Origin of the sequence: Brevibacillus brevis, from assembly GCF_001039275.2 — a bacterium.
GTDB classification, from domain to species: domain Bacteria; phylum Bacillota; class Bacilli; order Brevibacillales; family Brevibacillaceae; genus Brevibacillus; species Brevibacillus brevis_C.
The window spans coordinates 2,514,340-2,537,708 of record NZ_CP030117.1; the positions used below are offsets into that span (position 1 = coordinate 2,514,340).

At 47.5% G+C, this 23,369-nt stretch carries 23 protein-coding genes and 1 other annotated feature; of the genes, 17 read left to right on the forward strand and 6 right to left on the reverse strand.

Translation table 11 applies throughout. From position 1 onward, the window contains the following. The first annotated feature begins 13 nt into the window (after positions 1-13). From AB432_RS12750 to AB432_RS12805, 12 genes are all read left to right on the forward strand, one after another. Complete coding sequence (locus AB432_RS12750; RefSeq protein WP_048032592.1) at positions 14-778, forward strand: segregation/condensation protein A; 765 nt, start codon at positions 14-16, stop codon at positions 776-778. Beyond that, complete coding sequence (scpB, locus tag AB432_RS12755) at positions 768-1,352, forward strand: SMC-Scp complex subunit ScpB (protein ID WP_048032593.1); 585 nt, start codon at positions 768-770, stop codon at positions 1,350-1,352. Before AB432_RS12750 ends, scpB begins: the two co-directional genes overlap by 11 nt. 144 nt (positions 1,353-1,496) lie before the next feature. Beyond that, entirely contained in the window at positions 1,497-2,666 is a 1,170-nt protein-coding gene (locus AB432_RS12760; protein ID WP_048032594.1) for a D-alanyl-D-alanine carboxypeptidase family protein, read from the forward strand. Further along, on the forward strand, positions 2,659-3,249 hold the full coding sequence (locus AB432_RS12765) for a nucleoside recognition domain-containing protein (protein WP_048032595.1): 591 nt from the start codon (positions 2,659-2,661) through the stop codon (positions 3,247-3,249). Before AB432_RS12760 ends, AB432_RS12765 begins: the two co-directional genes overlap by 8 nt. Positions 3,250-3,260: 11 nt before the next feature. Continuing rightward, on the forward strand, positions 3,261-3,794 hold the full coding sequence (locus AB432_RS12770; protein WP_048032596.1) for a spore maturation protein: 534 nt from the start codon (positions 3,261-3,263) through the stop codon (positions 3,792-3,794). 115 nt (positions 3,795-3,909) lie between these two features. Further along, a complete protein-coding gene (locus tag AB432_RS12775; RefSeq protein ID WP_048032597.1) occupies positions 3,910-4,659 on the forward strand; it encodes a pseudouridine synthase in 750 nt (249 codons plus the stop codon). Between the two features lie 108 nt (positions 4,660-4,767). Beyond that, complete coding sequence (resA, locus tag AB432_RS12780) at positions 4,768-5,292, forward strand: thiol-disulfide oxidoreductase ResA (RefSeq protein WP_048032598.1); 525 nt, start codon at positions 4,768-4,770, stop codon at positions 5,290-5,292. 13 nt (positions 5,293-5,305) lie between these two features. Further along, entirely contained in the window at positions 5,306-6,940 is a 1,635-nt protein-coding gene (resB, locus tag AB432_RS12785) for a cytochrome c biogenesis protein ResB (protein WP_048032599.1), read from the forward strand. Between the two features lie 24 nt (positions 6,941-6,964). Then, the gene (gene ccsB, locus AB432_RS12790; RefSeq protein WP_048032600.1) at positions 6,965-8,194 is read left to right on the forward strand and encodes a c-type cytochrome biogenesis protein CcsB; all 1,230 of its coding nucleotides are present in this window, start codon (positions 6,965-6,967) and stop codon (positions 8,192-8,194) included. Between the two features lie 88 nt (positions 8,195-8,282). Continuing rightward, positions 8,283-8,999, forward strand: a complete 717-nt coding sequence (locus tag AB432_RS12795) for a response regulator transcription factor (RefSeq protein WP_012686105.1) — start codon at positions 8,283-8,285, stop codon at positions 8,997-8,999. A 1-nt stretch (position 9,000) separates the two neighbouring features. Next, the gene (locus tag AB432_RS12800; RefSeq protein ID WP_048032601.1) at positions 9,001-10,785 is read left to right on the forward strand and encodes an ATP-binding protein; all 1,785 of its coding nucleotides are present in this window, start codon (positions 9,001-9,003) and stop codon (positions 10,783-10,785) included. A gap of 14 nt (positions 10,786-10,799) precedes the next feature. Then, the gene (locus AB432_RS12805) at positions 10,800-11,930 is read left to right on the forward strand and encodes an HAD family hydrolase (RefSeq protein WP_048032602.1); all 1,131 of its coding nucleotides are present in this window, start codon (positions 10,800-10,802) and stop codon (positions 11,928-11,930) included. Between the two features lie 39 nt (positions 11,931-11,969). On the opposite strand, the gene AB432_RS12810 is transcribed toward AB432_RS12805, so the two are convergent. The 6 genes from AB432_RS12810 to AB432_RS12835 form a co-directional block, all read right to left on the reverse strand. Then, positions 11,970-12,245: a hypothetical protein gene (locus AB432_RS12810; RefSeq protein WP_235617677.1), complete on the reverse strand. Its 276-nt coding sequence runs from the start codon at positions 12,243-12,245 to the stop codon at positions 11,970-11,972. 16 nt (positions 12,246-12,261) lie between these two features. Continuing rightward, the gene (locus tag AB432_RS12815; protein ID WP_048032603.1) at positions 12,262-13,542 is read right to left on the reverse strand and encodes an ArsB/NhaD family transporter; all 1,281 of its coding nucleotides are present in this window, start codon (positions 13,540-13,542) and stop codon (positions 12,262-12,264) included. A 118-nt stretch (positions 13,543-13,660) separates the two neighbouring features. Next, complete coding sequence (gene serA, locus AB432_RS12820) at positions 13,661-15,244, reverse strand: phosphoglycerate dehydrogenase (RefSeq protein WP_048032604.1); 1,584 nt, start codon at positions 15,242-15,244, stop codon at positions 13,661-13,663. After that, on the reverse strand, positions 15,237-16,391 hold the full coding sequence (locus tag AB432_RS12825) for a pyridoxal-phosphate-dependent aminotransferase family protein (protein ID WP_048032605.1): 1,155 nt from the start codon (positions 16,389-16,391) through the stop codon (positions 15,237-15,239). Before AB432_RS12825 ends, serA begins: the two co-directional genes overlap by 8 nt. A 70-nt stretch (positions 16,392-16,461) precedes the next feature. Further along, positions 16,462-16,710: a binding site (T-box leader), on the reverse strand. Positions 16,711-17,079: 369 nt separating this feature from the next. Further along, a complete protein-coding gene (locus AB432_RS12830; RefSeq protein ID WP_007724004.1) occupies positions 17,080-17,286 on the reverse strand; it encodes a ferredoxin in 207 nt (68 codons plus the stop codon). A gap of 103 nt (positions 17,287-17,389) precedes the next feature. Beyond that, a complete protein-coding gene (locus AB432_RS12835; RefSeq protein WP_048032606.1) occupies positions 17,390-18,301 on the reverse strand; it encodes a hypothetical protein in 912 nt (303 codons plus the stop codon). Between the two features lie 80 nt (positions 18,302-18,381). Between AB432_RS12835 and AB432_RS12840 the strand changes: the two genes are divergently transcribed. From AB432_RS12840 to AB432_RS12860, 5 genes are read left to right on the forward strand one after another with little or no spacing between them, the layout of a single operon-like run. Beyond that, positions 18,382-19,497, forward strand: coding sequence for a YpbB family protein (locus tag AB432_RS12840; protein WP_048032607.1), 1,116 nt, complete (start codon positions 18,382-18,384; stop codon positions 19,495-19,497). After that, a complete protein-coding gene (locus AB432_RS12845; protein ID WP_048032608.1) occupies positions 19,494-21,005 on the forward strand; it encodes a RecQ family ATP-dependent DNA helicase in 1,512 nt (503 codons plus the stop codon). Before AB432_RS12840 ends, AB432_RS12845 begins: the two co-directional genes overlap by 4 nt. Before the next feature lie 16 nt (positions 21,006-21,021). After that, the gene (locus tag AB432_RS12850; protein WP_048032609.1) at positions 21,022-21,600 is read left to right on the forward strand and encodes a CPBP family intramembrane glutamic endopeptidase; all 579 of its coding nucleotides are present in this window, start codon (positions 21,022-21,024) and stop codon (positions 21,598-21,600) included. Then, entirely contained in the window at positions 21,597-22,229 is a 633-nt protein-coding gene (locus AB432_RS12855) for a LysM peptidoglycan-binding domain-containing protein (RefSeq protein ID WP_048032610.1), read from the forward strand. The genes AB432_RS12850 and AB432_RS12855 overlap by 4 nt, the downstream gene beginning before the upstream one ends. A 56-nt stretch (positions 22,230-22,285) precedes the next feature. Then, the gene (locus AB432_RS12860) at positions 22,286-23,194 is read left to right on the forward strand and encodes an NAD(P)/FAD-dependent oxidoreductase (RefSeq protein WP_048032611.1); all 909 of its coding nucleotides are present in this window, start codon (positions 22,286-22,288) and stop codon (positions 23,192-23,194) included. Positions 23,195-23,369 lie beyond the last annotated feature (175 nt).

The following is a 23,369-nucleotide window of genomic DNA, read 5'->3' on the forward strand; positions in this document are numbered from 1 at the left end:
CGAGGGACGACTTTTGGCTTACAGCATCAAACTTGATTCCTTTGAGGGACCACTCGATCTGTTGCTCCATCTGATCGACAAGGCTGAGGTGGACATCTACGACATACCGATAGCGGAAATTACGGAGCAATACCTCGCGACGATTGACAAGATGCAAGAGCTCCAACTGGATGTGGCCAGTGAGTTCGTAGTCATGGCGGCTACGCTCCTCTCTATTAAAAGCAAGATGCTGTTACCCAAAAAGGAGGAGCATGTCTTTCAGCAGTTCCTCGATATGGATGTAGACGAGATAGACCCGCGTGAAGAACTGGTTGCGCGTCTGTTGGAGTACAAACGCTATAAAATGCTTGCTGAGAACTTGCGAGAAATGGAAATCGGTCGTAATCAAGTTTTTACGCGTCCCGCAGAAAATTTATCCCCGTATGCGCGTGAAGAGGATCATACCGTAACGAATGTGACCCTCTACGATTTGATCAACGCGCTGGAAAAGCTGGTAAAGAAAACGAAAGAAAAAGAACCGATAACCAAGGTGTCGCGTGACGAGATCTCCATCAAAGATCGGATGACAGAGATACGTCAAGCGGTACGCAGCGGTGGGATGGTTCGGTTTTCTGAGTTGTTTACTCAAGGGGCGACGCGTACAGAGATTGTGACGACCTTTCTCGCCTTGCTTGAGCTCATGAAGGCGAAGCACATTACCTGTGTACAAAATCAATTGTTTCAAGACATCATCATATGTGAAAACGGAACGGAAGGAGCCCATACCGATGGACTATGACAAGCTGAAAGGCGTAATCGAGGGCTTGCTGTTCATCTCGGGTGATGAAGGAATCGATGCCAAAGAAATCAGTGAAATCACTGAGGTGTCGGAAGAAGAGGTCATCGATTTGATCGAAGACATGAAAGCTGACTTCCGCCGGGCAGGACGCGGTATTCAAATCGTGGAAGTGGCAAAAGCGTATCAGTTGACCACTCTGCCCGAGCATGTACCCTATTTTGAACGGCTAGCAACATCGCCAGGTCAGTCAACGCTATCCCAAGCTGCATTGGAGACTCTCGCCATTGTTGCGTACAAGCAGCCCCTGACCCGTTCGGAGATTGAAGAAATCCGTGGCGTTAAATGCGAAAAAGCACTGAACACCCTCTTATCCAAACAACTCATTCGCGAAGCGGGGAGAGCAGAGGGGATCGGACGCCCCATTTTGTACGCGACCACCAAAGAATTTTTGGAGCATTTTGGTTTACGGGAACTGGGGGATTTGCCAGAACCGCCTGTGAATCTTGATATCGAAGAAGCGCGACTGGAAGCATCAGCGCTATTCGGAAAAGCAGAAGAATCGACAAACGACTAGTTACAGCTCGGACAGTTTTTCGTACTATCATACGACTCGTCCCCATATACTATGGTACAAACCTGTGTATCGTGGTATAACGACGGCTTTTCTCTTGACTTATAGTCAAGGTTGAGCCCAAGTTTTCAATTGGGGAGGACGTTTATGAACATACGAAAAAATCTGTCCGGCGTACTCGTCGTTTTTCTTTTTATACAGATGGCTCTTACGCCGGCAGCGATAGTAAAGGCTGCTGTAGCTCCACCTAGCTTGTCAGCAGAAGGTGCAGCGCTAATCGATGTAGAGAGTGGACGGATTCTTTATTCCAAAAACGGTACGAAAAAAATGAGGATCGCGAGCTTGACCAAAACGATGACAGCAATCGTAGCGATCGAGATGGGCAAATTGGATGCACAGGTAACGGTTCCGCCACAAGCCGTAGGGGTTGAAGGCTCATCGATCTACTTGAAAAATGGGGAGAAGCTCACGCTTGAAGAGTTGCTGTACGGTTTGATGCTACGATCTGGCAATGACGCAGCCGTCACCATCGCAACACACATTGGAGGGTCAGTGCCTGGATTCACTTACTTGATGAATGAAAAAGCTGCGATGATTGGAATGGAGCATACGAATTTCACCAATCCGCATGGTTTAGACGACAGTAACCAGCATTACTCCACCGCAGAGGATATGGCAAAGCTGTCCGCCTACGCCTTACATAATCCCGTGTTTCGTCAAATCGTCTCAACGAAAGTCAAGGATATTTCATGGGAAGGCGAACAGTGGGACCGGCGCCTACTCAACAAAAACAAGATGCTTCATTTATACAACGGTGCTGATGGTGTGAAAACGGGATACACCAAACTCGCGAAGCGCTGCCTGGCATCTTCCGCCACGCGGGACGGAAGACAGCTAGCGACGATTACTCTGAATGCTTCTGATGACTGGAACGACTCCGCCAAGCTGATGGATTGGGGCTTTGCGAATTATCCGCTACAGGAACTGGTCAAAAAAGGGCAGGAGGTAAAGCCTGACACGCCAGTCACACTTGAAGCAGGAACTCATCTCGTCACAACAAACGCTTTTCAATATCCGTTGCAAACGGCAGAGGCAGAGGGGATTCACAAGCGTGTCGTTATGGGAGAATCGACGGTTACAGCGAAAATGAATGGTCAACTGGCAGGGTTTCTTCAACTCTATTTAAAGGAGAAGATGATTGGGCAGGTTCCGTTACTAGTTAGCGTGGATGCGCCGACTTTCGCATCTCCGCAAGCTTCACGCTCAATGTGGCAGCCATTTTGGGACATCGTGTCAGGGGGGCTGTGGAGTGCTTAATGTCATCTGGCTCGGGCTCATTGTCATTAGCATTGTCGTTGCGGCCATAACGGGGCGGATGGAAGCAATTAACGCAGCAGCGTTTGAGGGAGCAAAGACGGGAGTAACCGTTTGTCTCGGACTTCTCAGTGTTCTCGCCTTTTGGATGGGATTGATGCGAATTGCAGAAAAGTCGGGACTCCTTGAGTTGTTGGCGCGGGTATTGTCACCGATCATTCAAGTCCTTTTTCCGGATGTACCAAAAGGGCATCCTGCTATGGGATACATCCTCTCAAATATGAGCGCAAACCTGCTAGGGCTTGGTAATGCAGCAACTCCAATGGGGCTGAAAGCCATGGAAGAGCTCCAAAAGCTAAATCCAGACAAGCAGAACGCTTCGCCTGCCATGTGTACGCTGCTGGCAATCAATACGGCGAGCATTACGATTATTCCTACGACGATGATCGCAATCCGCATGCAGTATGGCTCCGTGAATCCTGTAGAAATCGTAGGCACTACGCTGTTATCTTCCTTTGCTGCCACTATTGTCGCCCTGTTGATTGATCGCATGTATCGTTATCGGCATATACGAAGACACAGATAGGGGGAGTCCTTATGTACCAATGGGTATCCCTGCTTTCTCTTTGGGCCATTCCCGTTACAATTGCCTTTGTCTTGTTGTATGGGTGGCAAAAACAAGTCCCCGTCTACGAGACGTTTGTAGATGGAGCAAAAGGCGGTTTAACCACTACCATTCGCATACTCCCGCACTTGATTGCCATGATGGTTGCGGTAAGTATGTTTCGGGAGTCAGGAGCATTGGATCTACTGCTTCGGGCACTCAAACCGCTTCTAGACCTGTTGCATTTTCCAGAAGAACTGGTCCCGTTGGCGTTGCTTCGTCCGTTGACGGGAACAGGCTCCCTTGCGATTGCAACAGATCTGATTGCGCAGTACGGTCCCGATTCTTTTTTGGGTAGACTGGCAGCTACCATGCAAGGGAGCACAGATACGACACTGTATGTCCTAACTGTTTATTTTGGCGCAGTTGGGATTCGCAATTCTGCTTATGCGTTAAAGGTAGGCTTGTGGTCAGACCTGGCTGGTGTCATATTCTCGCTGCTCATTGTTTCCTACATTTTCGCTTAGATAGAATTCAAATCGTGTAGACAGTGAAAACTTCCTCGTGAATATGGGGAAGTTTTTCCCTTTTTCTTGTCCACACTAGTAAGAATGGGTATGATGTTGTAGAGGTGAACCAACGATGGAACGTTTACAGAAAGTATTGGCGCATGCTGGAGTCGCCTCTCGTCGCCATTGTGAAGAGCTGATTGCGCAAGGCAAGGTGCAGGTAAATGGCCAAGTCGTACGAGAGCAGGGAATAAAAGTCGATCCGCTCAAGGACAAAATTGTGGTGAATGGACAGCAGATTAAGCTGGAGCAACATGTCTATCTCTTGTTGTACAAGCCTACGGGTGTCATTACAAGCGTCACAGACCCGCGAGGCAGACGGGTGGTTATCGATCTGTTGAAGGGAATCAAAGAACGGGTATATCCAGTAGGTCGCTTGGATTACGATACGTCCGGCTTGCTGCTCTTGACGAACGACGGGGAGCTCGCTAACAGGCTGGCACATCCAAGCTATGAAATCGATAAAGTGTATCGGGCATGGGTAAAGGGAATCCCCAGCCAGGAAAAAGTGCACAAGCTAGCAACCGGCATTCGTTTGGAAGACGGCATGACTTCTCCCGGTCAGTCCAAATTGTTGAAGACAGAGTCTAGCAGCCAAAGGGCATTGGTAGAACTGATCATACATGAAGGACGAAACCGCCAAGTGCGTAGAATGTGTGAGGCGATCGGCCATCCGGTATTGACATTGGAGCGAATCCGTTTAGGTTTTCTCACATTAGATGGATTGAAGCCAGGCGAATTTCGCAAGCTCACTCATGAGGAAGTGGAGAGCTTGAAGCGGGGATTGGTTCAAAAGAAACGCAGCCCGCGGTCGAAACATTGATTCGTTCAAAATCTGTTCATAAGTTGTGCGCTGTCGGAAAAACTAGGAACGCTATAATAGAATGGGAAAAGGATGCAATTTATTAGCAGTAGATGGGAGTATGGCGTCATGAACAAAAGCAATCGTACATATGTCAGGATCGCGGTATTGGGTGTTTTGCTTGTAGCGCTGGTCTTTGCACTCTATTCCAGCTTTGTGAAGGACCCCGGTGCTGTGAAAGTAGGAAGCGATGCTCCGAATTTTAGTTTGGAGCAACTGAATGGACCAGAGCTGACTCTGGAAAGTTTGAAAGGAAAGGGCGTTATCCTTAATTTCTGGGGCACGTGGTGTGAACCCTGTAAGAAGGAAATGCCGGCATTGCAAGAGCAATACACGAAGTTTAAAGATAAGGGATTGGTTGTAGTCGGCGTCAATATCGGAGAATCGCCAGTTGCCGTAGAACCATTCGTGAAGCAGTTCGGGATTGACTTCCCTATTTTGCTCGATCGTCAATCGGAAATTACCAAGCTGTATCGAATCGGTCCGATTCCGACGACCTTTTTCATCGACCCAGATGGAGAAGTGCAAGAAATTTTTATTGGGCAGTTAGATGAAGCGATGATTGAGTCGAAAATAACAAAAATCTTGCCGTAAGTGAGGAGCAATGATGGATCAGAGAAAATGCGAATGCGGTCATACCAACCCGGTTGGGACGCTGCTCTGTGAGTCTTGCGGGAAGCCTTTGAATGTGGAAGTCCACGAGCAGACATCGTTTCCTGACATGCGTTATGAAGGAATGGCAAGACGTTCTCAAACGAATAAGACGAAGGTAATCGATCGAGTCTGGAACTTTTTTTCTTCGGTCAAAATTGCAATCGGTATCATTATTGTCATTTTGGTGGCGTCCGCAGTCGGAACCATCTTTCCGCAACAAATGTACATACCGGTTCCCGTACCGACAGAAGCAGATGTTGCCCGTTTTTATACGGAATCATATGGAACGCTGGGAACGATTTTCTACGGCCTAGGATTTCACAATATGTATTCGTCCTGGTGGTTTGTGACGCTTCTGGTTATGCTCGGTACGTCCCTGGTTATCTGTAGTCTGGACCGCGTAGTACCGCTGTATAAAGCGTTAAAGAAGCCTAGATTGAACCAGCACAAGTCCTTTTTGAAAGGGCAGAAGCTGTTTGCAGAGGGTGAGCTTGCTCCAGAAGCCAATCAGGAAGCGATACTGGACGCCTCTGCTCTTGCATTGAAAGAAAAAGGATACCGCATTTTCCGCACGGAACGGGCGATTATGGCTGAAAAAGGCCGTTTTAGCCGTTGGGGTCCTTACATTAATCACATTGGACTGATCTTGTTTTTGGTCGGTACCCTGATGCGAAGCCTGCCTGGCTTTTACTTGGACGAGTACGTCTGGGTGCGTGAGGGACAAACAATAGCGATTCCGAATACCCCTTACTACATAAAAAACGAGAACTACACGACAGAGTATTGGTCGGAAGAAGAAATGCCGGAGCAACTGGAGCTTAAGGGCGGAGCCATCGTGAAGAGCTACCAGACAGAGGCCATTTTGTATGAAAATAAAAACGCTGACGTTCCAGGGAAAAAGCCGGATTTGGTAGAAGTACAGAAGGGGCCGATCGTCGTGAATCATCCGATGGAACAGGACAGCCTCTACATTTATCAGAGCGGCGTGCAAGAGATGCAGCTTGGAGCGCTTAATTTTACAGTGGTCGATTTGAAAAACAATAAAAAAGAGATCGGCCTTATCAAAATTGATCTGTACAATCCACAGCCCGAGCAAACCATTGCGGATGGATTCACGGTACGGATTTTAGATTACTTCCCCGATTTTATTATGGGAAAAGACGGGAAGCCGGCGACGAAAACCAATTTGCCTAAAAATCCGATGGTGGCATTGGAACTCATTGGAGAGAATGGCAATTATAACGAAAAATTGGTTTATCTAGAAGGAACCATTCTTACACAGAAAAATGATCCGCGTTACGGACTCGACATCAAAATGCCTGATTTAATCGATATTGCAGGGCTGAATGTACGGGTGGACAAAGCATTGCCACTGATTTATTTCGGTTCATTCATTTTCCTTGCAGGCGTTGCAATCGGTGTGTTCTGGCAACATCGTCGGGTTTGGGTACAGACGCAAGAGGGAAGTATCTTGGTAGCAGCTCACACGAATAAAAACTGGTTCGGTCTACGTAGAGAAGTAGAAGGGCTGGTTAAACAAGCGGAGCTCCCTGTCACGATAGAAGATAAAACGAAGGCCAAGGCCTAAAGCTTCAAAGGGGGTACTAACAACGTGCAGCTCATTCAACTGAGTGACTGGTTACTGGATATCGCGTTTCTGCTCTACGTCATCTCGTCTATCGTCTTCGCTGTAGCCGTGACGGGTAAAAACTGGGCAGGGCGTGATCCCAAACAACATGAAGAGCGCTATGGACGGATTGCGTATTGGTTAGCCGTTATCGGTTTCTTGGCGCAAACAGGGTACGTGATTGCTCGCTGGATTGCTGGCGGCCATAGCCCGACGAGTAACATGTTTGAGTTTATGGCATTCCTGGATTACTGTATTATCTTGGCCTACTTAATTATTTACCGGATCTACAAGCTGACCTCGATTGGAGCGTTCGTACTTCCGCTAGGGGTTATCATGCTCGCGTATTCGTACGTGTTCCCGAAGGAAATCACCCCATTGATTCCGTCTTTGCAGAGCTACTGGCTGCACATTCACGTGACAACTGCTGCACTGGGTGAAGGGATTTTGGCGGTTGGTTTCGCAGCGGGTTTGATGTATTTGATCCGTACTGTACCGCAGCATATTTCGACGAAAAGTACGAAATGGCTGGAGATTGTGCTGGCTGTGGTCCTCATGCTCGTTGGATTCATTTTGATGGATTCTACGTTCGCTCGTATGGATCAAAAGACGGTATTTGAGATGAAGAAAGAAGAAATGAATGCAGCAGGACAGATGGTAAAACCGAAAGTGGAGTACATTCTGCCAGCAATTGTGGCACCTACTGATTCAACCATCATCAAGGAAGGTCCAATGTCACCACTCTTTGAGGCGCCTACCTGGATGGAGGGAAAAGACGCCGCACGCAAATTGAACACGATGCTGTGGTCAGTCCTTACAGGGGTAATTCTGTATGGCGGATTGCGTTTGATTTTCCGAAAACGATTAGGGGCTGCAATCAAGCCTTCCGTTGAGAGTGTCGATCCTGAGCTTCTGGATGAGATCAGTTATCGAGCTATCAGTATCGGATATCCGGTGTTTACTCTCGGGGCCCTTATCTTTGCGATGATTTGGGCAGAAGAGGCTTGGGGACGGTTCTGGGGCTGGGACCCGAAGGAAGTATGGGCCTTAATTGTCTGGCTCTTCTACAGTGCCTACTTGCACTTGCGTCTATCCAGAGGATGGATCGGTGCAAAATCAGCATGGATGTCCGTCATCGGGTTCGTCATTATTTTGATTACACTGGTCGTGGTCAACTTGGTCATTGCTGGTTTGCACTCCTACGCTGGGGTGTAGAATATCCTCGAAAAGCTGGTTTTACTACCAGCTTTTTGGACTATCTTCTAACGGTTTTACGATATTATGAGAGCAAGAGGTGTTCCAGATGGAAAAAATGGCACGTATTCTCGTAGTGGATGATGAAGAACGCATTCGCAGACTTCTGAAAATGTATTTGGAAAGAGAAAACTTTCTGATTGATGAAGCAGATAATGGAGAGCAAGCAGTCGAAATGGCTGTAGGAAGTGACTATGATATCATTTTGCTCGACCTGATGCTGCCAGGAATGGACGGGATCGAGGTATGCCAGCGTGTTCGCGAATTCAAGGCAACCCCCATTATTATGCTGACGGCAAAAGGGGAAGAAACGAACCGCGTTCACGGGTTTGAAGCAGGGGTAGACGATTATGTCGTGAAACCGTTCAGCCCGCGTGAGGTCATGTACCGGGTAAAAGCGATTCTGCGTCGCTCTTCCGCGACAGCTTATTTGAAGACAGAGACGTTCAACAGTCATTCTGTCCTTGTTTTCCCGGAATTGACGATTGACCACGATGCTCACAAAGTCATCGCAAGCGGCCAAGAGGTGAGCCTGACTCCAAAAGAGTATGAGCTGCTGCACTACCTGGCATTGTCGCCGGATAAAGTGTTTACGCGTGAAGAGTTGTTAAAAGATGTGTGGCACTACGAGTTCTTTGGCGATTTGCGCACGGTGGATACGCATATCAAGCGTCTCCGCGAAAAATTGAACCGTGTTTCTCCGCAAGCTGCCAATATGATCGCCACGGTTTGGGGCGTCGGATACAAGCTTGAGGTGCCTAAGTAAAGTGGACGTTATTTTTCGCAGTGTAGTCGGAAAGCTATGGATGACCATTATTGCCTTATTTGCTCTCGTCTTGACGATCTTTAGTTTGTTGCTCGTTCAATCTTTTGACAGCTTTTATAGCAATCGGCAGTCGAAGAATTTGCACGATCTGGCAGATGGCATCGCAATCGGTTTGGCGCAGAGTCCGGATATGACAGCAGCTATGGAGATGGCTTCCAGGTTTGGCTTGGTCCATCATACGGGCATGGTCATTTTAGATGAAAAAGGCAAGCAAGTCGGTATGAGCGAGGGGGCTGGACTCCCTCGTATTCCAGTAGAGCAATTGCTCCAAAATCCTGCATTGCATTTGCCAGAAGCGCTGGCAGGTAAGCATCCTGCTCCCAAAACGATTTATATTGATGTGCAGAATTCCGCTGATCACACGAATAACAAGCATGAACTGCTTGCGGTCGCCGTGCCTTTAGAAATGGCAGCAGGGAAAACGGGCGCAGTGGTCATGTATCAGGCGATTGAAGATTTTGATGATACGGTTAGTGAAGTCAGATTTTTAATCTTTGTGGTGGGCGTCATCGGATTCGTCTCTACTACAGTATTCGCCTTTTTCCTCTCATCGCGTCTTACGATTCCATTACGTCAGATGAAAGAAACGGCGCATCGCATTGCGGAAGGGGACTTTCATGCTGAAATCCCGATCAGGACTCAAGACGAGACAGGTGAACTGGCGGCTTCGTTTAATACGATGGCAAGCAAGCTCAATCAGTTAGTCGATGCACTGTCCAAAGAGAAGGAGCAGCTGGCGAGTGTTCTTAGAAGTATGGTAGATGGTGTTGTGATGATAGATGCGAGCGGCAAGCTGGCCGTAACGAATCCTCCAGCAGAACGATTCCTGCGAGATTGGGATTTCGAGCATTCGGATGAACCTGTGCCGTTGTTCTCGTTCTATCAGCAGGTTTTGCAAACCGGACAGGAAGTGACAGAGGATATCCCTGTTCAAGGGCGGATATGGTCCGTTGTCATGGTACCTTTGAATGATCGGGATCAAATCCGTGGTGCTGTCGCAGTTCTTCGGGACATCACGCAGGAACGCAAGCTGGATAAGATGCGTAATGATTTTGTGGCTAACGTATCCCATGAGCTGCGAACACCATTATCCATGTTGCAAGGATACAGTGAAGCAATTGTGGATGATATCGTGGCTACACCGGAAGAGCATAAAGAATTGGCACAGATCATCTATGACGAGTCAGCGCGTATGACCAAGCTGGTGAATGAATTGCTCAGCTTGGCGCGGATGGAAGCGGGGCATGTTGAATTGTTCCAGGAGACGATGGAACTGCGTCCGTATTTGGAACGCATTCAACGCAAATTCACCAATTTGGCGAGAGAACGCGAAATCCACCTCTTCCTCGAAATATCGACGACGCACACGCATGTGCTCATTGATCCTGATCGCATGGAGCAAGTGCTAACGAATTTGATCGATAATGCGCTGCGGCATACGCCCAGTGGGGGAAGCGTCACCATTCGGGCTCGGGGGGATAAAACGTTGCTGGTTGAGATTAGCGATACAGGCAGTGGCATTCCGCAAGAAGATTTGCCGTTTGTTTTTGAGCGGTTCTATAAAGCAGACAAGGCTCGCACACGTGGACGACTAGGTGGAACTGGACTTGGACTAGCCATCGCGAAAAACCTTGTCGAAGCACACGGGGGCACCATCAGTGTGCAAAGTAAACTGGGTGAGGGAACGACTTTTACAATCGCCTTGATGCTGCATAAAAACAAATAGGAGTGTAGAGAGAAATGATCAAAACGATCTTATTTGATGTTGACGGGGTTATGTTGAGTGAAGAGCGTTACTTTGATGCTTCTGCATTGACGGTGTGGGAATTTTTGTACAGCCCGCAGTATGTAGGGCTTGCAGGCGAGGAATTCACGCCTGCGCCAGAAGAAGCGCAAATCAGACGAGTGCGCGAGCAAGTTTTCGCTCATGATGAAGTGCTGAATTTCATCAAGTCACGTGGAATCAACTCCAACTGGGACATGGTTTTCCTCGCGTTTTCCTATCAGTTGATTCGTTTGATTGAAGCGGTTAAAACGCAAGTACCAGAAGCAACGAGCCTTCTTGTCGAACAAATTGATCGACCGCAACTGGCAAAAGTGAAAGAGTGGGCAGCCACTTATGCTCCTGATTTCCAAGTAGACTACGCAGCGTTCACCGCAGATTTTGCCAAAGGTTCCGCACAAAAAGCAGAAATGCTGCTCTACTTAAATCAAATTGCAAAAGAGCGTTGCGGTGTTTCAACAGAAATGTTCTCTCGCAATAGTGATCTATGGCAGTTGATTCAAAAGACGTTTCAAGAATGGTATCTCGGTGATGAGCGCGTGGCGGCATCGATTGGTCGTGAAACCATGCAGCCAGGCAAGAAGGGCTTCTTGTCAGACGAGATTCCGATTGTACCGCCTGCAGAAATGGTGGAGTTGTTTCGCACATTAAAAGAAAAAGGATACACACTGGGAATTGGAACAGGGCGCCCTACGATCGAGACGCATGTTCCCCTCCGTGAGATGAACATACTGGAATGGTTCGACCCGAACCGTGTCGTAACTGCCTCTCACGTACTCGATGCGGAAGAAGCGTTTCCTAGCTTTGCGCCGATGTCCAAGCCACACCCATATTCCTATGTAAAAGGGCTGCTCGGACTCGATGCACCGATTAGCGATGCTGTCCATTTTTCATTGCCAATCGAAAATGGAGAAGAGGTGCTGATCGTCGGCGATTCTCTCGCAGATTTTCTAGCGGCTCGCTCGATCGGTTGCAAGTTTGCAGCGACATTGACTGGACTGTCTGGTCAAGACGCACGCAGCAAGTTTGAAGAGGAAAAAGCAGATTTTATTCTCGATGATGTTCGCGATATCCTTTCCATTTTGTAGATGAAAAACTCCGCCGTATGTAAAAACGGCGGAGTTTTTTTATTCCCAACAAATCGATTGCAAGCATTTGAAGCGAAAGGCGTGAATCAAAAAGGATTCTATCATGTTGTGACGTACGATTACTTCGAAAGAACCATCCTCTCGTGAAAAAAACAGGACATCCGTGTAGTCTTTGTTCCCCTCAAAATAACGACGTACCTCTTTGACACGTGCTCGCATGGACTCGGATTTAACGACTATGTGGTAGGTAGCATCTTGTTGTGAAATTTGTTCCTTGATCTCAATTTCTTCTTTATTAAAGGTGTAATGGAACAATAGGGGTTCCTCCTCACTAAATAAAATAGCGCAGGTACACGTAGACATGGGCAATCAAGATAGACAGGATCATCAACGGGAAGGCGACCTTCATAAAGCTGAAAAAGCCGATATGATGTCCTTCCTTTGCAGCTAAGCCAGCAACAATCACGTTGGCACTCGCTCCAATCAAGGTCCCGTTTCCTCCTAAACACGCCCCGAGTGCAAGGCTCCACCAAAGAGGCTCCAGGTTGGTGATCCCGAGAGCTCCCATTTCCTTGATCATCGGAATCATGGTGGCAACGAACGGGATATTGTCGACAAAAGCAGAGGCGATTGCGCTCAACCAGAGGATCAACAGGGAGGTATTCAATGGATCTCCACCCGTCAGATTCATCGCTTCCGTTGCGAGCTTTTTGATCACACCTGTTTCCACTAACCCAGAGACGAGAACAAACAGACCGATGAAGAAGAAAATCGTATTCCACTCGACTTTGCTGATCGCGTCTTCCAAATAATGCTCTCCAGTAAGGAGGAGCAAAAGAAAAGCTCCAGTTAAAGCGATCGTTGCCGACTCCAAATGAAGGGCCCCATGAAGCATGAAACCAATAATGGTCAATCCCATCACGGTCAAGGACTTTTTCAATAAACGGCTGTCGGTAATTTCATCGCGCTCATTTAACTGCATGATTTTTGCACTCAAATCAGGTGACGTTACTAGCTGTTTACGGTAAATCAAGACCAAGCAAACAACCGTTACAGCGAGAATCACGATGATAATTGGGCTCAAATTCACAAGAAATTTCATAAAATCAAGCTCCGGTACAGAGCTGCCAATCATGATATTCGGGGGGTCACCGATCAGCGTAGCGGTTCCTCCGGCATTAGAAGCGATAATTTCACTGATTAAAAAAGGAATCGGATTAAGCTCAAGCTGGCGGGCGATGCTAAACGTCACAGGTACGATGAGAAGTACAGTGGTAACGTTGTCCAAAAAGGCAGAGGCAACGGCCGTGATCAAGCTCAGGTAAACAAGGATGCGAATCGGTTTACCCTTTGCGACCTTTGCCGCACGGATGGCCACATACTTGAATACACCAGTCTGTGCCGTAATGGCAACCAAGATCATCATCCCAATAAGTAGGCCGAGCGTGTTAAAGTCGATATGGTGAATTGCTTGTTCTTGTGTAACGATCCCGAACAAGACCATGAGAATTCCGCCAGACATGGCGACGATGGTTCGATGTAACTTTTCGCTAATAATAAATGCATAGGTAACTAAAAAGATACCAATAGCGAATAATGCCTGGTTCGTCATAAGAAGCTCCTTCCTTGGTGTGTAGAATTATCTTGTCCTATTATAGCTCTAACCAAAATAAGGGTAAAGAAAAAGACCCGGCATAGGGCCAGGTCTATTCTCGTGCGGAAGGGAGAACCTACAGCTCGATTTGTGTAACGCTTTTCACTTCTGCTAGCTCGCCCATCGTATCGAGAAGCTCTGGCGTCAATGGTTTGTCGACAGAGAGCATCATGATCGCGTCTCCACCAATATCACGGCGTCCTACCTGCATCGTTGCGATGTTCACGCTGTTTTCACCCAAGATGGAACCGACACGCCCGATCACACCTGGACGGTCATTATGGTGAATGTAGAGGAGGTAGCCCTCCGGCGCTACGTCAATCGCAAAGTCGTCAATTTTCACAATACGCGCACCGTAACCATTGAGTCGCGTTCCAGCCACTGTGCGTGTCTCTTGCGTCGTTTTTAAGCTAACGGTCAGTAAGTTCGTAAAGCCTTTGTTTTGTGCTGCCTTTTGCTCTGTTACGGTTATGTCGCGCACTTTTGCTAGAATCGGGGCATTCACATAGTTGACTTCCTCGCCCAAACGGAAGGACAGCACGCCTTTGAGGACTGTGCGAGTCAGCGGGGACGTGTCTACATCCGTCAACTCACCGCTATATTTAATCGAAATCTCCGAAATGGAACCTACTGTCACTTGGGCAAGGAAGTGGCCCAGCTTTTCACCCAACGTAAAGTACGGTTGGACTTTTTCCATAACGTGTGCAGGGATCGAAGGCAAATTCACGGCGTTTTTGAATGGCTCGTCACGTAGAACTTTCAGGATTTCTTCCGATACGTCTACGGCCACGTTTTCCTGTGCTTCAATGGTCGAAGCTCCCAGATGTGGAGTCGTTACTACCTGTGGCAGACCGACGAGAGGGTTGTCTACTGGTGGTTCTTCTTCAAAGACATCCAGAGCTGCTCCTGCGACTTTTCCTGCGGTAATCGCCTCGTAGAGAGCTTTCTCGTCAATGATTCCCCCACGAGCGCAGTTGATCAAGCGAACGCCATCTTTCATTTTCGCGAATTCACGCGTGCTGATGATATGGCGGGTTTCTTTTGTCAGCGGAGTATGGACGGTAATAAAATCTGCTTTGCGGCAAATTTCGTCGACAGTTGCGTTGGTTACACCCATCTTTTCTGCACGTTCCTCGGTCATGAAAGGATCGAAGCCCATGACGGACATACCAAATGCTTTTGCACGCTTCGCAACCTCTGAACCAATACGGCCCATACCGATGACTCCCAGTACCTTGTTGTTCAGCTCAACCCCTTGGAAGCTTTTGCGATCCCATGTACCGTCTACCAGCTTCTTGTGAGCTTGAGGGATGTTACGAGCGACAGCCATCAGCATGGCAAACGAATGCTCCGCAGTAGAGATGGTGTTGCCATCTGGAGCGTTGATGACGGGAATACCTGCTTGGGTGGCAGCGTTGATATCAATGTTATCGACCCCAACACCTGCACGGCCGACTGCCTTCAGCTTTTTGCCGGCAGCGAGTACTTCTGCTGTTACCTGGGTTTGGCTGCGTACGAGGAGTGCATCGTAATCGCCAATCACATCGATCAGTTCGGCAGGGGAGAGGTTTGTTTGACGAACAACTTCTACATCAGAAGCGTCCAAGAGCTGTTGAATTCCAAATTCGCTAAGTGGGTCGGTAATAAGTACTTTATACATGTGCAATGAGCACCTCCTGAGCAGCTTTTACACCAGCACCCAGCTCAACTGGGGCACCGATTTGGTGAAGCGACAATTCGATGGCGGAAATGACTTGCAGGACATCCAATGGCTCGCAATACCCCATATGCCCGATGCGGAAAATTTTGCCTTTCAGGTGCTGCTGGCCACCAGCAATCGTGATGTTGAATTGCTGCGTTAACATTTTGCGGAGAGCTTCTGCATGAAAGACACCCTCAGGATCGCAAGAAGTAACGGTTGTCGATGCGTACTGATCTTCGGCCATCAGTTTGATGTTTAATGCCCTCATCGCTGCGCGAGTCATGTCTCTCATCAGTTCATGGCGCTTTACGATAGCTGGCAAGCCTTCTTCCTCCATCATATCCAATACTTCGGCGAGACCGAAAATGAGGGATACAGCGGGCGTATACGGAGTTGTTTGCTCTGCCAGGCTCTTGCGGTATGCTTTCAGGTCCAAATAGAAGGCGAGCGATTTGTTTTGCTCAATCACTTGCCATGCGCGTTCACTTGCAGCGAGGAAGGCAAGGCCTGTTGGCAGCATGAAAGCTTTTTGCGAGCCGGTTACCACGATATCGACACCCCAAGCGTCCATTTCGCATGGAACCGCACCGAGGTTGCTTACTGCATCGACAATGAAGAGGGCGTCCGAATGTGTACGGATTGTTTTCGCCAAGTCAGCAATCGGATTTTCTACCCCAGTGGATGTTTCACAGTAGGTGGCGAATACGGCTTTTACTTGCGGTTTTTTTTGCAGGAATGTTTCAACCAGGTCAGGTGTTACGGCGTTTCCCCAAGGGACTTCTAACCGATGGGCGATGATACCATAACGCTCGCAAATTTTTGCAAAGCGCTCACCAAATGCACCGCTAACGAGGACGGCAGCTTCATCGCCTGGTTGGAGCGTATTTACGACGCCCATCTCCAGTGCACTCGTTCCACTACCTGCCAAGATGTATACGTCCTGCTTGGTACCAAAGTAAGGCTTCAATCTTTCAGCAGTACGGGCGAAAAGAGCGGAGAACTTGCCGCTGCGGTGTCCAATCATCGGTTGGCTCATTGCTGTTTGAACACGTGGTGGAATGGGTGTAGGACCAGGGATTCTCAAGATCATTTTGTCTGCAAACATGGTTTTCTCCTCCTATATATGTGCATATCAAAAAAACCTCCCGTTCTCACACTGCTCCTATTACAGAACAGTGAGGGACGAGAGGCTTTGCTTCGCGGTGCCACCCTCATTCGCTCCTTTTTTCTCAAAAAAGAGCCTTGGTAGGTACATGACCTAAAAGAGATAACGGATCTACCGTTTGCGTCTACTGGGATGGTGAACCCTCTTTTCAACGCAGCAGCTCAGAAGTGCTTAACCGTGGGAGAAAACGCCGATTCGCAGCAACCATCGGCTCTCTGGGGATTTCTCGATCACAGCGTTTCTTCGTCAACGCCGTTGTTTTATAAGGTGTTTCGTAAGATTTGTACTTACGATATCACGTCAAAATAACACCGTCAAGAAGAAAAACGAGAAAAAATGAACATTAATTATTTTAAAACGGTTATCGTTCGTGAATAATACTCTAATTCATGTTGAAAACAGTATAAAAATGACCAAAACACGAACATTAAGATATTGACATCACAAAAAATGGAAAAAACGCGTTTTAATGTTCGGTTTTTGCTGTTGTTTTTATCTTACCGAAAAATCTCAAAAGAAAGAACGGGAAATTGTCGATCATTCGTTCAGAGGAGGAGAGGAGAGCATAATGAAAAACCTCTTACATACCGGAGTACGTAAGAGGTCTCTTCCATTAGTAGATGGAATACTATTCCACTTTAATAGAGTCGGTCGGGCATCCTTCAGCAGCATCACGAACATCGTCATGCAGGATATCCGGGATTTCAACGCTGTTAGCATTGTCATCCAACTTGTTGAACGCAAGGCCCTCATCGTCGTAATCAAATACGTCAGGAGCCGTGGCGCCACAAGCACCGCAAGCAATACAAGTATCTTTATCTACCCATGTAGTCATCGTGGTTTCACCTCCCATACCGAAGTGGTACGTCCACTATCATAGATCATTGTATGCTCTTGGTGACAAGATTTCAAGATTGAATCAGTCTAAAAATGTACGACTACTTATAAAGAGGGATTTCAGGTGCCTTCAACACGGAGTAGAGCTGTGTATTTAAGCGTTTAAAATCTCCCGCAGATACTGCATCTGTCGCGTTCAAAATCTTTACGGCAGCGGCTAAATCCTTGATTCCTAGTGCTTGAACTTCGTTAGATGCGATGAGTAAATCAAGTCTTGCAGTCAGGTCCTCAGGATTATAGCTGCTCCATTGATTGCTTGCCGACATGGCCACAGCTGCGAGATAGGTGCGGTAATGGAACGGATACTGCTTCCACTGCGCGGTGTTAACGGCTCCAGGTAATTGCTTCGGCATGGCTTGCTTCACCACATATGCCGATTCCCATGAAGCAATGGAGTGATAGACCATTTCCTGTGCGGTTAGCCAATTATTTTGAAAAAGTGTCAGGCTAGCCCCAATGGAAGCAGGCGTAGCATTATTTTGATCGGAACGAATCTGCTCCATACTATCCAAATACGCCCGTACACTGTTCGTAAAAGTGGCATGAGCTTGTCTCAGCATGGGTGACGTCGGCAAAGGAACGTTTTTCTCCAGCTCTTTCCTTGTCTGTTCAGCCAATTTGCTGAGTTGCTTCAAGCCATCCGTCCGTTCATTTTCATTCATTTGATTCCATTTATCCATCGTATCAAAATGTGCTTGTTTCAGATCAAGCAGCGGTGCATAAACGGCATAGTAAAATCGGATAAAGTCCTGTTCGTTGTACAGCTTTTGCTCACGCAGCAGTTTTTCTTTTTCGGCTTCCTTTTTCTCTGCTTCGAGTACGGCGGCTTGTTCCGATTCCAATTGTGTCTTCATATAATGGGCCCCGAAAAAAAATCCACCAACTGTGCATGCAAGTGTTATGATGATCATGTACGCCATCATAAATTCAGTTCTTTTCAATCGTTTTGTCATACTATCCTCCAAATACAATGATGCAGTTTACTTCGCTTACTTTGAGCGTTGAAAAATATAGAATGATGTAAGGAGTACCAATGAACAGTCGGAACAGTGCGGCAGAGGAGCAGGACCTTTTATGTGCGGTCGCCTTGAATGCCATGTTACCTCTGGCCAATGAACGAACGCTGCAATCAGCCTACTACATACTGCGTGGCAGAAAAGCCAATCAGACACTGCAAGATGTACATTTGTATACCCTTTATCCGTATTATCGGATGTTTTCTCGTTTTCCAAGAGAGGATTGGGAGAAAATAGTTTCAACTTTATTTCAGGCGGGCTGGATTTTACCTGTTGATGCAGGTGGAACGAACTCGAAGCCGACGTTTACCTTTTCTGATACAGGATTGGAGCATGCCAAACATACGTACCAAAAATATCGCTTTGATAGATGGTTCGCACCTTTTACCCAGTCTGACTTGGCGGAGAGAATCGAGCCATTTTGGAGCAGGCTTCATCTTATGGTGCAGACGATCTCGCAAATGCAGCATGGTGATCTTGGGTTCATTCCGGTCGTTTCGGACAAGACGACACAGCGTTGGGTAAAAAATCAATTGGCTGATGGGGCTATGCGAATCGCCTGGAAACAGCAATTGTCTGACGAGCTGTATCGACTGTGGGAGCCTTTGGATGAAAGTGTGCAGGAGCTTTTGTTTTGTCAACTGTCAGGAGCAGGCCAAGTCGGCAAGACCATGGGACAAGTAGCAGAGATTCGCCAAACGAGTCGTAGCTATCTCACGCTGCAATTTCGATACGGGCTTGCCGCGTCGATTCAGACGCTGCTTGCGGAGAGCAATCATTATCCTCTTTTATCAAAACTTGTTACAGAATCACATAAGCTTGATCCACGTCTAACCGAAAGTGCTGCTCGAACGTACGCACTGCTTCAGACTGGCTGTGACAAAAAAGAAATAGCGAAGAAACGACAAATGAAAGAAAGCACGATAGAAGATCATTTGGTAGAGATTGCCTTGCGCTGTCCGGAATGGGACATGACAACATATTTGCCGAATGAGCTGGCAAAAGAGATCGTGGAGACGAGTGAGCGCCTCGATACAAGCAGACTCCGGCTCATCAAGGATCAATTGGAAGCGTCCGTAACGTATTTGCAAATCCGATTGGCATTGGCACGAGCGACAAGGGGGACAAAATGAATAAACAGCTCATGTACGACAGATTAAAGCTGCATTTTGGATACGACTCATTCCGCCCCGGTCAGGAGTCCATTATTGAACGTCTATTGCATGGACGAAGTGTTCTCGGGTTATTAGCAACAGGTGGCGGGAAATCAGTGACGTATCAGCTGCCAGCAATGCTTTTGCCGGGTCTCACCGTCGTGGTTTCCCCGTTGATCTCTTTGATGGTCGATCAGGTGCAGCAGCTTCGAGCACGAAAAAAAATTCCAGCTACCTATTTGAACAGCATGCAGGAACCGACTGAGTCCCGCGAAATCTTAAAAGGGCTCTCAGAAGGTGCGTACAAGCTGTTATATGTTTCTCCGGAAAAGCTTCAACAGCCCTACGTCCAACAAGTGTTAAAGCGGGCGAGGGTGTCTCTGATCGCTATTGATGAAGCGCATTGCATCTCGCAATGGGGACATGATTTTCGCACAGATTACTTGCGATTGCCAAAAGTCGTGAAACAATTGGGAGCACCTCCTGTTCTGGCTGTGACGGCAACCGCTACGGCGACTGTTCGTGAAGAAATTTGCAGCTTATTTTCTATTGAAAAAGAAGACATCGTATTGCAGTCTCTTAATCGGGCGAATATCGCCTATGATCTGGTTGAAGTTGCGGAGGAAAGTGACAGGCGTTCGTATGTATTTGATCAGATGGATCGTTTGCAGGGCCCTGGGATCGTTTACTGCAGCACGCGACAAGCGGTAGATGTATTGGCAGCCTCTTATCAACTCGATGGGAAAAAGCGTGTGCACGGCTACCACGGTGGCATGAACAGCATGGAGAGAATGCTGATCCAATCCCAATTTCTCGCGGGAGAGCTGGATGTTATTATTGCAACGAATGCGTTTGGGATGGGAATCGACAAGCCAGATATTCGCTACGTCATCCATTATCAAATGCCAGCTAGTTTGGAGGCATACGCACAAGAAATCGGGCGGATCGGCCGTGACGGCAAGCCTGGGTATGCGCTACTTTTATTTTCGTGGGACGATTGGCAGATTCATCAGCACATGCTGGAGAAGGAGTACCCGACACAAGCGCAAGTTCAAAAATATGAGCAGTTATGCAAAACCGGAGTACCCTTGACGAACGAGGCCTTGGCGATGATGGACATATCCGAAGAAATGGGAGCACTCCTTGCCTTTTATGCGGAAAGAGTGCTGGCCTCATACGAAGCTGCCGCTGCGGGAGAATCGTATCCGAAGGCACAAATCATTTGGCAGGAAACGGAAAAAAGAAAAAGCTTTAAGCAAAAAAAGCTGGCAGAAATGGTGTCTTACGTAAGAGGAGAAAACTGTTTGCGTGTGAGCATCAATACGTATTTCAAAGAAGATGATCATCAATATGATCTGTACTGCTGTAAGAAATGTGGTCTAACTAAGGATGCATATTTCCAAACGAATGATAATGCAATCGCTAAGAATGAACAAATCAAATGGAATTTGCGGCAGGCGTTAGACACTCTTTTGCCGAACAAATAAAGGAGCGAAACATCAAGTGAGGGAAGATCGGCTAGAGGTGGATGAAGCCACTCTTCGGCTGAATCTATGGTTGACACAAGGAATCGTGATGGCAGTGGCTGCTGGCGGTAGCTTATGGGTGCTGGGCTGGGATGCTACTCTGTCCTTGTTTACATGGCCAGGCTGGAATGCCGTGCTGTGGGCCGTGTTTGTAGCCGCAGGTATTATTATCGCGAGTATTGCAATGGATCGGTACTTGCCTAAGAGATGGCAAGATGATGGCAGTATCAATGAGAAAGTTTTTGGGGCCATGTTACCATCCACTACGATTCTCGTCTGTATGATAGTAGGGGTGGGAGAGGAATGGCTATTCCGTGGAGTCATTCAATCGCTTACCGGGAATTTTTGGAGCAGCCTTATTTTTACACTGATCCACATACGTTATTTGAAAAAACCGCTTATGGTCATAAGTGTATTTGGTACAAGCTGGATCTTGGGACTCTTGTTTTCCCACTATCAGTCCCTTTGGCCCTCGATTGTGGCTCATATCCTTATTGACGTCATGTTAGCACTTTATTTACAAAAAACGATCAAGAAAAAGGGGGAGGAAGAGTGAATCTCGAGCATAATCCATTACCACCCCGACGCTCCCGACATACTCGCCCTAAAGCGTCGTTCTCGTTTAAAAAGTGGATTCAACCGGGATTGTACTTGTTTGGATTCGTATTTTTCGGGTTGATTGGTCTTGAGTTGTACAGGGCCAATGTCTTACACGAGTCAGCCGCTTCTGGTAGTGTTGAAGTGAAAGAAGTTAGTAAAGCGAGTACGATTGCACCAGGAAGCAAGGCAGGAGAAAAGGAGCCTGTATCCGTCGTTCTTGCTGCTACCCCTGATCCGAATGCAAGCGTGACCAACCCACCTGCCAAGGCGAAAACGACCGAATCAAAACCAGTTGAGCCTGTAGTAAAGGCGACCACAAGCGTACAGACACCTGCTGTGAGCACAGTCCCAGCCCAAACTTCTACTAGTAAAGTAGCTACACCAGGCAAACAAGCTTCAACACCGCCTACACCAAAATCGAAGGTCGTCAAGCATGTGGTGAAGAAGGGTGAAACGTTGTTTATGCTGTCACGAAAGTACTATGGTAATAATTCGAACGTAGGAAGAATCGCAAGATATAACGGACTTCATTCAGAAGCAGGGCTTGTTGAAGGAAAAATTGTATGGGTTCCCCTCGTTCAGTAATGAGATCGTGCTCCACTGGCAATGCTATCGGGAAAAAGATAAGCAGGTGGATGTAAGTGGAGTATGATACGGTCATTGTCGGCGGCGGGATTGCAGGGCTTCAAACTGCAATCCAACTAGCTAGATGCCTTCGACGCGTAGCAGTCATTGACATGCCGGGTGGTCGATCAACAGTCGCCAAAGCCTACCGAAACATTCTCGGATTTTCGGAGGGGGTTAGTGGCGATTTTTTGCGTCAAGCGGGCAGGGAACAAGCACAAAAATACGGCGCAATCTTGATAACAGATGAGGTAACAAAGCTTGCTACTGACTCAAGCGGCTTATTTACGATAGGTACGAAAAGTAGCATACATACGCTTACTTCGCGAACGCTGGTATTGGCCACCGGCATTCGCGACCCGTTTCCAACAATCCCTGGCTTCTCCGATTGTGTAGGAATATCGATTTTCTTGTGTCCCGACTGTGACGGCTATGAAACAGTCGGGAAAGACACGGCAATCATTGGAGCAGGCCTGCACGCTGTTTCGATGGCAGACGAACTTATTTATTATACAAACAGCTTAACAGTCATTAACCATGCACAGGTGCAGGTGGATATGCAGGTTGTCTCTGGACTGAGCCAGCGAGGGATTATATATCGAGAGGAAAAAGTATGTACCCTTCATCATACAGGTGGACAATTGCAAGAAATCGAGTTCTCATCAGGCGAACGCTTGTATGCTGAAAGAGCATTTCTTGCCTTTCCGGGTGCTCACGCTTTGACAGAGCTTTTGCGTGGTTTTTCCGTGCAAATTCATGAAAAGGGCCACATCCATTCGAATCCACGAACAAAAGAAACTGATCATCCCAACATATGGGCTGTTGGCGATATTAATGAGCATTCTCAACAAGTGTCGATTGCCATGGGGGATGGAACACAGGCGGCTATTTGGATTCAAAAGCGACTGCGTGAATATGAGACCTAGAAAAACGCCTGATTCTGGGCGTTTTTTCATGTACAAACCTTTATGAATGAGAAGGAACCCGAACTAGCAGAGCCAAATATAAATACATAAGAAGAAGCATGAAGGGGAACTTTTCCTGGGAAAGCGCAGGAAATGACAGGCAACAACAAAGTTTCTTTTTTCTTGAGTTGATTCG

Excerpts from the sequence above, each read along its gene's own strand:
- scpB (WP_048032593.1), top strand. The coding sequence starts at position 768 with ATGGACTATGACAAGCTGAAAGGCGTAATCGAGGGCTTGCTGTTCATC.
- AB432_RS12760 (WP_048032594.1), top strand. The coding sequence starts at position 1,497 with ATGAACATACGAAAAAATCTGTCCGGCGTACTCGTCGTTTTTCTTTTT.
- AB432_RS12770 (WP_048032596.1), top strand. The coding sequence starts at position 3,261 with ATGTACCAATGGGTATCCCTGCTTTCTCTTTGGGCCATTCCCGTTACA.
- AB432_RS12775 (WP_048032597.1), top strand. The coding sequence starts at position 3,910 with ATGGAACGTTTACAGAAAGTATTGGCGCATGCTGGAGTCGCCTCTCGT.
- resA (WP_048032598.1), top strand. The coding sequence starts at position 4,768 with ATGAACAAAAGCAATCGTACATATGTCAGGATCGCGGTATTGGGTGTT.
- resB (WP_048032599.1), top strand. The coding sequence starts at position 5,306 with ATGGATCAGAGAAAATGCGAATGCGGTCATACCAACCCGGTTGGGACG.
- AB432_RS12795 (WP_012686105.1), top strand. The coding sequence starts at position 8,283 with ATGGAAAAAATGGCACGTATTCTCGTAGTGGATGATGAAGAACGCATT.
- AB432_RS12805 (WP_048032602.1), top strand. The coding sequence starts at position 10,800 with ATGATCAAAACGATCTTATTTGATGTTGACGGGGTTATGTTGAGTGAA.
- AB432_RS12815 (WP_048032603.1), bottom strand. The coding sequence starts at position 13,542 with ATGACGAACCAGGCATTATTCGCTATTGGTATCTTTTTAGTTACCTAT.
- serA (WP_048032604.1), bottom strand. The coding sequence starts at position 15,244 with ATGTATAAAGTACTTATTACCGACCCACTTAGCGAATTTGGAATTCAA.
- AB432_RS12825 (WP_048032605.1), bottom strand. The coding sequence starts at position 16,391 with ATGTTTGCAGACAAAATGATCTTGAGAATCCCTGGTCCTACACCCATT.
- AB432_RS12830 (WP_007724004.1), bottom strand. The coding sequence starts at position 17,286 with ATGACTACATGGGTAGATAAAGATACTTGTATTGCTTGCGGTGCTTGT.
- AB432_RS12835 (WP_048032606.1), bottom strand. The coding sequence starts at position 18,301 with ATGACAAAACGATTGAAAAGAACTGAATTTATGATGGCGTACATGATC.
- AB432_RS12840 (WP_048032607.1), top strand. The coding sequence starts at position 18,382 with ATGAACAGTCGGAACAGTGCGGCAGAGGAGCAGGACCTTTTATGTGCG.
- AB432_RS12845 (WP_048032608.1), top strand. The coding sequence starts at position 19,494 with ATGAATAAACAGCTCATGTACGACAGATTAAAGCTGCATTTTGGATAC.